10 protein-coding genes are annotated in these 13,632 nt (G+C 65.4%); 5 read left to right on the top strand and 5 right to left on the bottom strand.

The window, feature by feature from the left end; genetic code table 11:
• Window positions 1–42: 42 nt before the first annotated feature.
• From R2834_05065 to R2834_05050, 4 genes are all read left to right on the top strand, one after another.
• Window positions 43–1,569, top strand: coding sequence for an NEW3 domain-containing protein (locus R2834_05065; protein ID MEZ4699677.1), 1,527 nt, complete (start codon window positions 43–45; stop codon window positions 1,567–1,569).
• 41 nt (window positions 1,570–1,610) lie between these two features.
• Window positions 1,611–2,372: an ABC transporter ATP-binding protein gene (locus R2834_05060; protein ID MEZ4699676.1), complete on the top strand. Its 762-nt coding sequence runs from the start codon at window positions 1,611–1,613 to the stop codon at window positions 2,370–2,372.
• A gap of 125 nt (window positions 2,373–2,497) precedes the next feature.
• Entirely contained in the window at window positions 2,498–4,753 is a 2,256-nt protein-coding gene (locus R2834_05055) for a TonB-dependent receptor (GenBank protein ID MEZ4699675.1), read from the top strand.
• Window positions 4,754–4,755: 2 nt separating this feature from the next.
• Complete coding sequence (locus R2834_05050) at window positions 4,756–5,709, top strand: hypothetical protein (GenBank protein MEZ4699674.1); 954 nt, start codon at window positions 4,756–4,758, stop codon at window positions 5,707–5,709.
• 125 nt (window positions 5,710–5,834) lie between these two features.
• Here R2834_05050 and R2834_05045 read toward each other — a convergent pair whose 3' ends face one another.
• The 5 genes from R2834_05045 to R2834_05025 form a co-directional block, all read right to left on the bottom strand.
• Window positions 5,835–6,737: a hypothetical protein gene (locus R2834_05045; protein ID MEZ4699673.1), complete on the bottom strand. Its 903-nt coding sequence runs from the start codon at window positions 6,735–6,737 to the stop codon at window positions 5,835–5,837.
• 195 nt (window positions 6,738–6,932) lie between these two features.
• Entirely contained in the window at window positions 6,933–7,931 is a 999-nt protein-coding gene (yiaK, locus tag R2834_05040) for a 3-dehydro-L-gulonate 2-dehydrogenase (GenBank protein ID MEZ4699672.1), read from the bottom strand.
• Window positions 7,932–7,941: 10 nt separating this feature from the next.
• Window positions 7,942–8,913 carry a Gfo/Idh/MocA family oxidoreductase gene (locus tag R2834_05035; protein ID MEZ4699671.1) on the bottom strand — a complete coding sequence of 324 codons (972 nt, stop codon included), beginning with the start codon at window positions 8,911–8,913 and terminating at the stop codon, window positions 7,942–7,944.
• Between the two features lie 104 nt (window positions 8,914–9,017).
• On the bottom strand, window positions 9,018–9,707 hold the full coding sequence (locus tag R2834_05030) for a response regulator transcription factor (protein MEZ4699670.1): 690 nt from the start codon (window positions 9,705–9,707) through the stop codon (window positions 9,018–9,020).
• The gene (locus tag R2834_05025; protein ID MEZ4699669.1) at window positions 9,704–11,803 is read right to left on the bottom strand and encodes a HAMP domain-containing sensor histidine kinase; all 2,100 of its coding nucleotides are present in this window, start codon (window positions 11,801–11,803) and stop codon (window positions 9,704–9,706) included. Before R2834_05025 ends, R2834_05030 begins: the two co-directional genes overlap by 4 nt.
• Before the next feature lie 252 nt (window positions 11,804–12,055).
• Between R2834_05025 and pyk the strand changes: the two genes are divergently transcribed.
• Window positions 12,056–13,468, top strand: coding sequence for a pyruvate kinase (gene pyk, locus R2834_05020; GenBank protein ID MEZ4699668.1), 1,413 nt, complete (start codon window positions 12,056–12,058; stop codon window positions 13,466–13,468).
• Window positions 13,469–13,632 lie beyond the last annotated feature (164 nt).

Below are 13,632 nucleotides of genomic sequence, written 5' to 3'. Positions count from 1 at the left end.
TCTCCAGCCGTAAACCAGCCACTGCCCACCGCCCGGATACTCATGAAGCCCTTTCTGTCCCGATGTGCCCGACTCACGCTGCTTCTCGTGCTGTGGATGGGCGCACTCTTCCCGCTCGCCGGCCCGGCGGCCCACGCCCAGGGCGGCACCTTCTTCAACCAGCGCGACGACACCTATCCGCTGCTCGGCCTGCGCCGCGCCAAGGAGGCGTACGACACGCAGCGCGCCGAATACGAACGCCAGCAGGGCCTCTTCGATAAACAGCTCATCTCGCGCAGCGCGCTCGACCAGGCGTTTCGCAACTACTCGGAAGCGGAAGTAAACTTCCAGCAGTCCCTGCTCGCCGTCATCTTCGAGCAGCAGTACATCGTGGTGTCGCGCGCCCTGAAATACCAGCGCAAGGACGGCCGCAAGGGGGTGCGCATCACCCTCGAAAATGCCTCGCGCGGCTCCGGCGAATACGAAAAACTGATCGGGATCGAGGACTCGCTCTTCACCCTGCTGACGCCGGACATCATCAACAACGTGTACATCTCCCTCCTGAACGACGACAACGCCATCGTCAGCCAGCCCTACGAGCAGAAGATCGATCGGCTCGTCTACGGGCAGCCGGCGACCGTGTCGTTCGAGCTCCTCCAGGATCTGGATGCGGTGTCGGTCAGCCTGATTTATGGTAACGGGTCGCAACAGAGCCGGAAGATCTATCTGCAGAAAGATGCCTCGGAAAACATCCTCGCGATCAAGCCCGAGCAGTTTTCACAGGAGGTGGAGCTTGGCGGCAGCACCGACTACCGGATGTCGCTCGAACTCTTCAGCAGCGACGCGAATACCTTCGCCCTGGAAGCCGTCAACCTGCCTACGGAAATCAACCGGTATTTTGTCGACCCGACATCGGACAACCGGCTCAGCCAGTTCCAGTTCACCGAGGGGGTCAACACCCGGCAGGCCGCCCTGCGCATCTTTCTACCCGAGCGGCCGACCGACAACGTCCGGATCGACGAGCGGATTTCGTTTTACGCGCTGGCCATTCCCCGGGAGCGGATCGACGAGATCGGCCCGCTCGGCAACCGCCAGATGACGGAGGAAGAGATCCGGGCGCTCAACGTGGGCTACGCCAAGCTCGAACTGGTGCCGCGCGGCATCGGCGAGATCCTGGTGCGCGCCCAGCAGCTGTTTTTCTCGATCAAGCCGAGCGAGGAAGTCGTCTTTAACGTCGAGGTCGTCAACGAGGGGACGCGCGCGCTGAACAACGTGCGCATCGAGGCCGACCCGCCGCTGAACTGGACGGATGCCGTCGAGCCGGCGGTGATCCAGTCGCTCGACATCAACGAGGAGCGGCGCGTACAGCTCAAGTTCACGCCGGCGCCCGATGTGGCCCCCGGCCGCTACGAGGTCCGCATCCGGACCTCCTCGCTGTCGGACGACCTCCCGATTCGCGGCGAGGACAAAACCGTATCCATCCAGATCGACCCCGAAGCCAACGTCCTGGGCACGCTCGTCATCGTGCTGCTCATCGTCGGTCTCGTGGTCGGCATCGTCATCTTCGGCATCCGGCTCTCGCGCCGGTAAACGATTCGTACCATTTTCGCGGACAAGACGCACAACACGCTATGGAAACACCTGCACCCGCCGCCTTCGGCCGGCCGATGATCGTAGCCGACCGGCTCAGCAAACGGTACGAGGACGGCCAGCTGGCGCTGGACGACGTCAGCTTCACCGTCGAAAGCGGGAAGATCTTCGCGATGCTCGGCGGCAACGGCGCCGGCAAGACGACGTGTATCAATATCTTCCTCAACTTCATCGAGCCGACGTCCGGCGAGGCCCGGATCGACGGCGTCGTCACCCACAAGGAGCCGCTCAAGGCGAAGGAGCGCGTCGCGTACGTGTCGGAAAACGTGATGCTCTACCCGAACTTCACGGCGATGCAGAACCTCGACTTCTTCGTCCGACTCGGGGGCAAGACGCATTATGCGCGCGAAGACTACCGCAAGGTGCTCCTGCGCGTCGGACTCCAGGAGGAGGCGCATAACAAGCGGCTCAAGGGCTTTTCGAAAGGGATGCGCCAGAAATGCGGCATCGCGATCGCGATCCTGAAAGACGCGCCGGCGATCCTGCTGGACGAGCCGACGAGCGGGCTGGACCCCAAGGCGGCGTTCGAGTTCACGCACCTGCTCCAGTCGCTCCGCGAGGAGGGGAAGGCGATCCTGATGTCGACGCACGACATCTTCCGCGCGAAGGAGATCGCCGACGTGGTGGGCATCATGAACCGGGGCAAGCTCGTGATGATGCGCACGCATGATGAACTGGTCGGCGAGGATCTGGAAAAGCTGTACGTGCAGTACATGGCCGGCTACATGGACCAGGCCGCCTGAGCCGGCGTATCCAAGACGCTCACGCGCATACCGATCGTCGAACAAGCGCGGCGCGGCATCGTCGGGGCGACCCGGTTCACAGCCTGCTAACGCTACGACATACGCTATAATATGGAGCCTTGCTGATGCAGAGACGCATAGTGCCGGCCTATCTGGCCTGTTGCCTGTTCGTGTGGGCCGGGGTCGCCGGGCAGGCGCGGGGGCAGGATGCGTCGGTGCGCGGCGTCGTCCTCGACGAGGCCGGCGGCCTGCCGCTGCAAGGCGTCAACGTGGTGCTCTATCGCGCCGGCGCGTTTTACCGGGGCGTCGTGACAAATGGCGACGGGCTCTTTTTTCTCTCCCGCATCGATCCCGGCGCGTACGAACTCAGGATCTCGTACATCGGTTACCAGCCCATCCGCGATTCGCTTTCGCTTGCGCCGGGCGAGGTGGTGGAAGTCCGCGAAACGCTGACGCCGGGGACGGGCGCGCTGGACGAGGTGCTGGTGGAAGGGGAGCGGCCGGCCGGCGTGTCGCACATCACGGCGGGGCTCCAGTCCATCAGGGCCGAAGACCTCGAACTCGTGCCCTCGCCCGATCTGTCGGGCGACCTCGCCTCCTACCTGACCACGCTGCCCGGGGTCATCACGTCGGGAGATCGCGGGGGGCAGCTGTTCATCCGCGGCGGCGAACCGGCGCACAACCTGGTGCTGCTGGACGGGATGACGATCTATCAGCCCTTCCATATCCTCGGGTTCTACTCCGCGTTTTCGTCCGACATCCTCCAGCGGGCCGACGTCTACGCCGGCGGGTACGGCAGCCGGTATGCCGGCCGCGTATCCTCCGTCATGGACATCGCGAGCCGCAGCGGCAACATGCGCGAGCACGTCCGTTCCTTTTCGGTGTCGCCCTTCGTCAACGCGCTCCGCGTCGAAGGGCCCATCAAAACGGATCGTCTTTCGTTTATCGGATCGGTCCGGCAATCGGTCATCGATCGGTTCGCCACGCAGTACATCGACCAGCCCCTGCCGTATAAGTTTGGCGATCTGTTCGGGAAGGCGCACCTCCGGATCAACGACAACAACCAGTTCACGGTGACGGCCCTGCGCACCTACGACCGCGGCGCCCTAGACAACGCGGACGCTACCGGAGGCAACGAGGTGCGCTGGAACAACACGGCCGTCGGCGCCCGCTACCTGGTGACGCCGCGCCGGAGCCCGGTCCAGGCGGAGTTTCTGTTTTCGATCTCGCGCTACCGCATCGAATCCGGTCCGCGCCGGGCGCCCGACCGGTTCTCCGAGCTAAAGAGCTTCAACACGGGCATCCACCTGGTGACGTACGCCGGCCGGTCCGAGGTATCCTATGGCGCCTACCTCCGGACGACGGAAATCGACACGGAACTCGGCGGGCTCTATCAGAACCTCAGCCTCAAAACGGCCCGCCTGCCCAAACTCGGCTTTTACCTCGAACCCAACATGGTGCTCGGCGGCGGCCTGTCGCTCCGCCCGGGCGTCACGGTGCAGTTCTTCGACCAGTTCGGATTCTTCGCCGAGCCCCGCTTCCGGGCGATCTGGGAACGCGGCGCCCACCAGCTCAGCGTCGCCGCCGGCAGGTATCACCAGGAGCTGACCGGTCTCAACGATCGGCGCGACGCCACGAACGTCTTTACGGCGTGGACGGATGCCCCCTTCGGTGAACTGACGCGTTCCTACCATGCGCTCGCGGGGTACCAGGTGGATCTCAACCGCGCGGTGCGTCTCGGCGCGGAGGTCTATTACAAGACGCTCGAGAACCTCTATATCTCGGAGTGGTCACCCTTGCCCCGGTTCACCACGGAGCTTCAGGCCGCCACCGGGCGCGTGCGAGGGGCGGATCTGCGGGTCGAGGTGACCGGCGACACGTGGTCGGCGTACGTCACGTACGGGCTGGCCTCCGTTGATTACGAGGCCATGCAGGAGGAGCTGGCCCTGTGGTTCGGCGCCGAGACGGTGACGTTCCGTCCGCCGCACGATCGCCGGCATCAGGTCAACGCCCTCATTCAGGCCGACCTCGGCGGGTTCGATCTCGCCATCCGGTGGAATTTCGGCTCCGGCCTGCCCTACAACCAGGTGCAGGGTTTCGATTCCTTTCTGCTCCTCGACGGCCAGGTGGATGTGGAGACCGAACCGGGCGTCCGGCGCGTGATCTACGACCGGCCCTATGGCGGCGTCCTCCCGGCCTACCACCGGCTCGATGTGTCGGTGGACAGGGCGTTTCCCTTCGAGGGAGGCGTATTCACCGCGCAGGCCGGCGTGCTGAACGTGTACGACCGTACCAATCTGTTCGCCCTCGATCTGTTTACCCTCAAGCAGACGAACCAGCTGCCCATCGTCCCGATCGTCGGGCTCAAAATCGAATTCTGACCATGCGCGGAAGATACTTGGCCGTGGCGGCGTTGCTGTGCCTGCCGGTGCTCGCCGGATGCGAGGATACCCCGAACCCCTTCGTCGGGATCGAGGAGCCGTACACCCTGTACGGTTACCTGAACCCGCGCACGAGCCGGCAGACGCTGCGCGTGATCCCCATCGAACAGCGGATCGACGCCGGCCAGACCGCCGAGGTCGACGCCATCGTCACCTCCACCCGCCTGGCCACGGGCGAACAGATCACCTGGCGCCCCACCTACGTCCTGTTCGCGGACAGCACGTACGGACACGTCTTCGTCGCCAACTTCCAGCCGGCATACCGGGAGCGCTATCGCCTCGATGTAGTCCGCTCGGACGGTGTCGCCTCGTCGGTCGAGGTGACGACCCCGGTGGATGTGCAGGTGTTGCCGGAATCGAATCCGTCGCCCCTCTTCCTCAGCTACAAGGTGGTGAGTGCCACGCTGCCTAACATCGTCCAGGCCGACATCGTCTACGACGCCGTGCGGCTCCAGCCGCTCTCCAGCCGGGAGAATCCCATCCGCTGGCCCATCTCGATCTCGTACCGCGGGAAGGAGGAGGCTGCGGAGGATGGGTGGCGCTTCGTCGTCCGGATCGCCGACGACTACCGCGTCGTCGAGGACGAATTCGACGCGCATTGCCTCACGCGGGATTACATCGGCGTCCGCGCGATGCGGTTCACGATCTTCATCGGCGACGACGGCTGGGTGCCGCCTGGCGGCACGTTCGATCCGGAGGCGCTCGCGCAGCCGGACGCGTTCTCCAATGTCGAGAACGGCTTCGGCTACGTCGGCGCCGGCTACCCCGTCACCTTCAACGCCATCCAGCCCGCCGACGTGCTCAGCGCCGCCGGCTTCGCCACCGCCAGCCCCTGCGATCCCGCCCGCACCCCGCTGACGGATCCGTCGTGCACCGTCATCCCGCCGCCGTGCTGAGAGAGGGGATGCTTGATGCTGGATGCGGGAGAGGATAATACGCGATGGTCGCAAGTCGATCCGTACGCGTTATCGCATCCCATATCCCGTATCCCACACCCCGTATCCCGCACACCCTCCATCCCCTACTTCTGCAGCGCCTGCCGGCTCGAACTGACGAGTGCCGAGGCCTGCTGGGAAACGGCGAGCGGGAGCCGGCTCAGGTTGTCGTTGACGAAATTGATGGCGCGCTCGATCTCCTTGCGCGCATCGGTATTGCCTTCTTCCTGCGCGAGAAACCGCATCGCGGCATTCAGCTGGTGCAGGATGGCGGCGTCTTCGCTCACCCGCGCGGCGGTCTCGAGGCGGTCGGCCGCCCGCTCGGCGGCGGCCATCGTGGAGCGGTACCGGCCGGCGCGCTGCTCGTGCAGATCGGCGCGCGCATCCAGGCTCGCCGCCTCCTGTTCCAGGTACAGCGCCAGCTGCTCGACCGCCTCGGCCTCGCCTTCGGCGAGCTGCTTCACCTCGCCGGCGTAGGTCTCGAACGCCGCGATCGCGTCGTTGCGGGCCGTCTCGGATTCAATGCCCTGCACCGTCGGTACGGCCACTGTGTCCACCGCGCCGAAACGGAACGGGATGCGGAGCGAGAGGGCGTTGCTCCAGTTGCCGATGGCGTCGCTGTGCTCCTGCATCCGGTTCACCTCGCGCTTGGCGTCGTTCAGCACGCTCGTCGACTCGTCGTTGCGACGTTCGGATTCCTTGCGTTTGTCGCGTGCCTCGTCGCGCAGCGCCTTCGCCCGCTTCAGCTCGGTATCCGCTTTTTTGTCGTGCTCCTTCACATCCTTCCGCATCTCGGAGGCCCGTTTGGCGAGCCGCTCGGCCTCTTCGCAATCCTGTTTGGCGGCCTCGATGCTCAGCGCCATGTCGCCCTTCCAGCGGGTGATGTTCGGCGCGTCACACGACACCTTGATCTGTCCATAGCTCGTCCCGGCGAGGACGAACCATCCAGCGAACAGGAGCGTGGCGATGCGAGAGGAGGAAAATCGCATGGGAGAGCCTTCGGGATTGATTCGTGGGATGAAGATCGCCCCGGCACCGCTCGAGAACCGCGCCAGCCCGGCGCGCGATGGATCGTGATCCGGCGGGATGTCGTTGATAAACAGGCGGTTAGGCCTCGGTGGGATGCGCGGGCGACGCCGGCGGGCTGTTGCATTATACAACAGAAAACAATGCAGTGCCGCCGGTCAGTGCGCGAGCGCCTGCTGGATCTTCGCCCACACGCCGGCATCCACGGGGATCCCGTGCGCCAGATTGTCCCGCCGCGTGGCGAGCGTGCGCTCGCCGGGGTAATGCACCGATTGCCCCGGGACGGCCGGCGACGCATGGAGATGCGCCACCGTCTCGTCGGCGATGCGCGCGACGAAGGCCGGCGAGAGCGGTTTGATGGCGATGAAGACCTGCGAAAGGCTGCGCTCCAGCAGCGGGTCGGTCGCGATGGTGCAGGTCGCGTCGCCACCGGAGAGGCCGGCGGCGACCAGGTCGAGGACGATCGACAGCGCCGACCCCTTCCAGTAGCCGATCGGCAGCGCCCGGCCGCTTTCCTCGATCGCCGCAGGGTCGTCGGTCAGGGCGCCCGCCGCATCGAAACCGCCCGGCACGGGCAGGCGCTGCCCCTTCTTTTTGTAGGAGTCGAGCGCTCCGTACGAGAACTGCGACATCGCCATGTCGATGACCACGTGGCCTTCCGGACGCGGCAGCGCCATGACGATCGGGTTGTTGCCGATGCGCGGGGACAGGCCGCCCCAGGGCGGGAGGTTCTGGTTGGTGTTGGTCCAGCACAGCCCGATGAAGCCGGCGTCGGCGGCCTGCCAGCCGTACGTGCCGCCCCGCATCCAGTGGTTCGTATGCCGCAGCGCGACCGCGCCGATGCCATGTTCGCCCGCCAGTTCGAGGGTGCGGGCCATGCAGGCATGGGCGACGACGTTGCCCGGTCCCATCCCGCCGTCCCATTGCTCAAACCCGCCGTGGCCGGCGATGCGGCTCGGTTTCGCATCCACCACGATCGAGCCGTTGTCGATCATGGCGAGCACACGGGGCACCCGGTTCAGCCCGTGCGAATACACGCCGTCCCGGCTCGTTTCCGCGATCAGCCGCGCGCTGAGCGCCGCTGCCTCGGGGGGATACCCTTTGTGGAGAAAGAGGCGCTGGAGGGTGTGTACGAGGTCGTCGAAGGGGAGGCGCATGGCGAAGGAATCAACGGGTGGATAGGTCGGCCAGGATGGCGTCGATGACGCGTGTCGTGCGAAGCGCGCTCTCGCCGGTGCTCGCGCAGACGCCCTGGCCAAGCAGGTGCGCCACCACGCTCGCGATGAGCGGCTGGTGCACATGCGGGGGATCGGGGTGTTCAGTGCATACTTCGCCGGTGCCGGTGACGAGGCGAAGCGGGCCGGGGCGAAAGAAGGGCATCGAGACCTCGCCCTCCGAGCCGTACACGGTCACACCTTCTTCCTCGCGCGCAGTGGCATAGCCGCAAAGCCCGTTGGCGATCACGCCGCCGCCGAAGCGCAGGCTGAAGGATACCGCATCCTCCGCGGCATACCGGCCGGCCTGGTGGACGGCGATGCCCCGCGCCGCTTCGGCCGGGCCGAATACATGATCCAGCCAGTCGAGCGTATGGGATTGCATATCGACAAAAAAGCCGCCGCCGTTGACCGTGGGGTCCACCTTCCAGGGTTGCGCCGGCATCTGGCCCTCGCGCAGGAAATGCCGGATCGAGACCACCCGCGGCGCGCCGATGGCGCCCGACTGGATCAGCCGGCGCATGGCTTCGAACCGGGGCAGCGCGCGCCGATAATACGCCACGAACAGCGGCACGCCGGCGCGCGCGCAGGCATCGATCATCCGCCGGCACGCCGCGGCGTCAGGCGCCATGGGTTTCTCTACCAGCACGGGCTTGCCGGCGCGCGCCGCGGCCACCGTGTAGACCTCGTGCGTGTCGGGCGGCGTGGCGACATAGATCGCGCTCACCTCGGGGTCGTCGATCAGGGCCTGCGCGTCGTCGTACCACCGGGGGACGCCGTGGCGCTCGGCGTAGTCGCGCGCTTTTCCGGCGTCGCGGCGCATGACAGCCACCAGCGAGGCGTTCGCCGTCTTCCGAAGCGCCGGCCCGCTCTTGACCTCCGTAACGTCGCCGCATCCGATGATGCCCCAGGCAACCGTATCCATCGCATTACTCCATGTGGGTGGACGTGCTTCAAGGTTCAAGGTGTAAGGGTCTAGGTTTAAGGGAGGGTACCTTGAACCTAGAACCCTGAACCTTGAACCTCGAACTACTCGGCGAACTTGTAGCCGAGGCCGTGCACGGTGAGGATGTACTGCGGGTGCCGGGGATTGGGCTCGAGTTTCTGACGGAGCCAGGCGACGTGGACGTCGATCGTGCGCGTGGAGGGGAGGGAATTGTAGCCCCAGACCTCGTTGAGGAGTTCGTCGCGGGACAGGGTGGCGCCGCGGTGTTCGATGAAATACCGCAACAGCTGGAATTCCTTGGCGGAGAGATCGACGATGTCGCCGGCGCGGCGCACCTCCGCGCGGCGGAAGTCCACCTCGACGTCGCCGAATTGATGAACCTCGGCGGTCTGGTGGCCGTTCGTCGTGCCGGCGCGCCGCAGCAGCGCCTCGATCCGGGCGATCAGCTCGGGCATCTCGAAGGGCTTCGTCAGGTAGTCGTCGGCGCCGATCTTGAGGCCGACGACCTTGTCCACGACCTGCCCCCGCGCCGTAAGCATCAGGATCGGGGTGCGGATATCGCGCTTCCGCAGCTCCTGGCAGACATCGAAGCCGCTCTTTTTGGGGAGCATGACGTCCAGCAGAACCAGCTCGAACGATTCCGACAGGGCCGTCTGCAGCCCGGACTCGCCGTCGCCGCGGCTCGTCACGCTGTACCCTTCGCTCGCCAACCGATCGGTCAGGGTGAGCACGAGGCCCGGCTCGTCTTCAATCAGCAGAATGCGCTTGCTCATGCTTTCAGGGGTGATGCCGCCGTCTCGGGCTCTTCCATGGTTCGCAGCGGGATGTGCAGGGTGAACGCGCTGCCCTTGCCGGGCTCGCTCACCACCGACACGCGTCCGCCGTGTGCTTCGGCCGTCGACCTGACCAGGCTGAGGCCGAGTCCGTTGCCGTGGATCTGCGCCTCGCGGACGGCGTGCCCGCGGTAGAAACGGTCGAAAATGTAGGGCAGCTCGGAGGCGGGTATGCCGCTCCCCTTGTCGCGCACCGTGATCTGTACTTCCGGCCCTTTGCCGTTCTTCGCCACCTGCGCCTCGATGCCCAGCCAGGTGCTTTGATCGCTGTATTTGATCGCGTTCGTGATCAGGTTGCGGAGCGCCGTCTGGATCGACCGGTCGTCGATGACGAGTTCGGGGAGGTCGGGGGCGATGTGTTTCGAGACGGTGAAGTCGGCTTCGCGCAGAGCGCCGTCGCAGGATGAAATCGCCTGTTCGATGGTGTTCGTCAACGACGCCTGCCGGAAGGTGTACCGTTTTCGGCCAGACTGCACGCCGGCGAGTTCGAGCACCTGCTCGACCATCTCCGTCAGGCGCCGGCCTTCCTTGCGGATCAGGTCGCCATAGCGTTTCGACTGATCTGCGTTCTGCACGACGCCGTCGGCCAGGTTCTCGGCCGCGGAGTGGATCACGGCCAGCGGAGTGCGCAGCTCGTGCGAGATGCCGGCGACGAATTCCATCTGCTGCTCGGCCAGGATGCGCGCCCGACGCGAGGAGTTATAAAGCAGCGCCACGGCCGACCCGAGCAGCAGCAGGATGCCGAAGCTCATGAAGAGGTTGCGGGTGCGGTTCGCCCGGACAGAGGCCTCGAGCGAGCCGGCGCGGTGCTTGAGCAGCATCTTCCAGGCATGCCGGCCGTCATCCTCGTTGTTCGCGGTGCTGTCCGCCGGCGCACGCTGCGGCGGCATCGGGTTCCGGTCCATCGCCTCGTCCTGCAGCCGCGACAGGGCGCTCAGCAGGTAGTCCGTCGTCAACTTGCCCTCGACATCGTTTTCGCGCGCCATACGGAGCACCGCCTGGAGCGGGAAAGGCGCTTCGTGGGCGACCGTTTCGTAGGCGAGGCTGTCGTGGAGGGCGGGCCACCACCCGGACTCCGCGCGGGTCAGCAGCAAGTTGGCGAAACTACTGTCCCGGTTGGCCAGCGCCGTATAGCCGCGGACGATCATCGAGCTGGGGGTGAGGGGCTGGCGCTGCCAGAAAAACCCCCCGCCGAGGTAATGCACGGCGTCCGGGCGCTTGAAATCCTCCAGGGTAAGCGTCGTGTCCGACCGGAAGATGACCTGATTCGCATCGTCCTGGCTCACCACCATCACGTTGTACCCCATGTCGTCGTTGGTCCCCGCGAACTCGGCGGCGAGGTTGGTCAGCATGGAATCGACGAGGTACGACCTGTTGAGCAGCAGCAGGGTGTGGCCGGCGCGCCCCTGAATGGTGGCGTCGAGGTTCGAGAGCAGGTCTTCGGCGGCGATCTCGGGATCGATGGAGATGGGGATGGGGATCGCGGGCGTTTCGGCGAGCAGCGAGGCATTCCGGGCGCGAAAGGCCTGCAGCGCGGCGTCGGCTTCCTGGGGGTCGAGGGCAGGCGTCGCCTCAAGGGCCTTGCGCTGCAACTCGTTGCGGAGCACGATGTACTCGCGCCAGGGCAGCAGCCGGTCGGGCCACGGGATCTCATGGAGCGTGCCGGTGGATGGATCCAGTTCGTGCAGGCGGACGGCGTGCCGGCTCTGGTAATCGATCCAGTACACGTGCTCGATAAGCGACGGATGTTCGGTCATCCGCTCCCAGTGTCGGTAGTTCAGGGCGAGCTGGTTCGCGACCTCGTCCGTCGAGCCGGCGAGGCTGACGCGGAACAGCCACCGGAGCGGCGAAATCTCCCGGTCGAAGGCGTCGTGGAAGTATTCGGCGCCGGTGTTCAGATTCGCGCGCATCCGCTCCAGTTCGCTCGCGCTCAACTGGCCGATCCAGCGGTACTGTAGAAAGGCGAGTCCGGGAAGCAGGATGGCCATGCTCACGGCCATCAGGAGCATCCAGGAAGGTTTAATGCGATTGAACATGGCGCATGACGGCAGGAGGGTGCATGGCCTGAAAACGGGCCACGCGCGTGTCAAGTTCTTGGCCGGGGTACAATTTACAACTTTAACAGTCGGTTAACACCCCACGCCGGCGCGCGACGCGCGGCGCGTGCAGCGGCTTGAATCAAAGTAGGTGATTTGCCGTTGATGTGTGCCTGAACGATCCGGAGAACGGGATCGGGCACATCCGACCGCTTCTCTGCAGCACCTCAATCCAAGATCCCCTACGTCCCCATGTCCCGTCGCACGAAGATCATCTGCACCCTAGGTCCTGCCTCCTCCGATCCCGGCACCATCCGTGCGTTGATCGATGCCGGGATGGACGTCGCGCGGCTTAATTTTTCGCACGGTTCGCACGAGGATCACCGCAAGCGCATCCTCGACGTGCGCGAGGCCGCCGCCGCCGCCGGCCGGGACGTGGCGATCCTGCAGGACCTCCAGGGGCCCAAAATCCGTGTCGGAGACATCGACAACGGCGCCATGCTGATCCACAAGGGGCAGCGGCTCGTGCTCACCCCGGATCCGGACGGGCAAAGCGAAGATCGCATCTACGTCAGCTATGCCACCCTCGCGCGCGACGTCGATGCCGGCGGCCGCATCCTGCTGGACGACGGCCTGCTGGAACTCCAGGTGATGGGGTTGGAAGGTGAGGATGTCGTCACCGAAGTGATCGTGGGGGGCATGCTGCGTTCCCGAAAAGGCGTCAATCTGCCCCACATCCGCACGTCCACGCCGGCGCTCACCGAGAAAGACATCGCCGACCTCGAGTTCGGTCTCTCCATGGATGTCGACCTCATCGCCCTCTCGTTCGTCCGCGACGAGACCGACGTCGCCAACCTGGTGCAGCGCATCCGGACGTCCGGCAAACAGGTGCAGGTCATCGCGAAGATCGAGAAGCCCGAGGCCGTGCAGAACATCGATCAGATCATGAAAAAGGCCGACGGCATCATGGTGGCCCGCGGCGATCTCGGGATCGAGATGCCGATGGCCCAGGTGCCCACCACCCAGAAGATGATCATCCGCAAGTGCCGGCGGGCGGCCAAGCCGGTCATCACCGCGACGCAGATGCTCGAAAGCATGATCGAAAACCCGCGCCCCACCCGCGCCGAAGCGAGCGACGTGGCCAACGCCGTGTACGACGGCAGCGACGCCGTTATGCTGTCGGGGGAGACGGCAGCCGGCAAACACCCGACGCGGGTGGTCGAGGCGATGTCCCAGATCATCCTCGAAACGGAGCGGCAGGGTTTCCAGATGCCGCTGGGCCCGGAATCGGAATGGATATCGAAGGCCCTGACCGAATCGGTCAGCTATACGGCCTATCAGCTGGCCTGCCAGGTGGGCGCGAGCGCGATTGCCTGCCTGACCAGCTCCGGCACGACGGCCCGCTCGATCGCACGCCATCGGCCAGGAATGCCGCTTTACGCCTTTACAAACCATGAAAAGGTCGTCAAGCAGCTGGCCCTGCTCTGGGGAACAAAAGCCTTTGCGATTCCTTTTCAACGGGATACCGATCAGGGCGTCAAACTGGTGCACGACCTGCTGAAGAAACACCAGCTCGTCTCCCCCGGAGACCGCGTGGTGGTCACCGCCGGTATGCCGCTCCCCGCTCGCGGGCGCACGAATATGATCCACGTCACCCAGGTCTAGCCCAAACGCGTATTGCAACGGTAGCTACCATCGTTGTCCCTTTACCAGCCGACGGAGAGGCGGAGCCAGGCGCTCCGCCCGCCTACATGCAATGCGACATCTCACCCCAGGTCCAGACTCTTCCCCATCGCGGCGGCCGGCGTTTTATCGCCGCCGGCTGATCC

Source organism: Rhodothermales bacterium, assembly GCA_041391505.1.
Classification (GTDB): domain Bacteria; phylum Bacteroidota; class Rhodothermia; order Rhodothermales; family JAHQVL01; genus JAWKNW01.
The sequence above is the reverse complement of the archived record's forward strand: the minus strand, read 5'-3'. Positions and strand labels throughout refer to the sequence as shown.

What these genes read in the sequence shown, in the direction of transcription:
- R2834_05065 (MEZ4699677.1), top strand. Translation starts at nt 43, where the DNA reads ATGAAGCCCTTTCTGTCCCGATGTGCCCGACTCACGCTGCTTCTCGTG.
- R2834_05060 (MEZ4699676.1), top strand. Translation starts at nt 1,611, where the DNA reads ATGGAAACACCTGCACCCGCCGCCTTCGGCCGGCCGATGATCGTAGCC.
- R2834_05055 (MEZ4699675.1), top strand. Translation starts at nt 2,498, where the DNA reads ATGCAGAGACGCATAGTGCCGGCCTATCTGGCCTGTTGCCTGTTCGTG.
- R2834_05050 (MEZ4699674.1), top strand. Translation starts at nt 4,756, where the DNA reads ATGCGCGGAAGATACTTGGCCGTGGCGGCGTTGCTGTGCCTGCCGGTG.
- R2834_05045 (MEZ4699673.1), bottom strand. Translation starts at nt 6,737, where the DNA reads ATGCGATTTTCCTCCTCTCGCATCGCCACGCTCCTGTTCGCTGGATGG.
- yiaK (MEZ4699672.1), bottom strand. Translation starts at nt 7,931, where the DNA reads ATGCGCCTCCCCTTCGACGACCTCGTACACACCCTCCAGCGCCTCTTT.
- R2834_05035 (MEZ4699671.1), bottom strand. Translation starts at nt 8,913, where the DNA reads ATGGATACGGTTGCCTGGGGCATCATCGGATGCGGCGACGTTACGGAG.
- R2834_05030 (MEZ4699670.1), bottom strand. Translation starts at nt 9,707, where the DNA reads ATGAGCAAGCGCATTCTGCTGATTGAAGACGAGCCGGGCCTCGTGCTC.
- R2834_05025 (MEZ4699669.1), bottom strand. Translation starts at nt 11,803, where the DNA reads ATGTTCAATCGCATTAAACCTTCCTGGATGCTCCTGATGGCCGTGAGC.
- pyk (MEZ4699668.1), top strand. Translation starts at nt 12,056, where the DNA reads ATGTCCCGTCGCACGAAGATCATCTGCACCCTAGGTCCTGCCTCCTCC.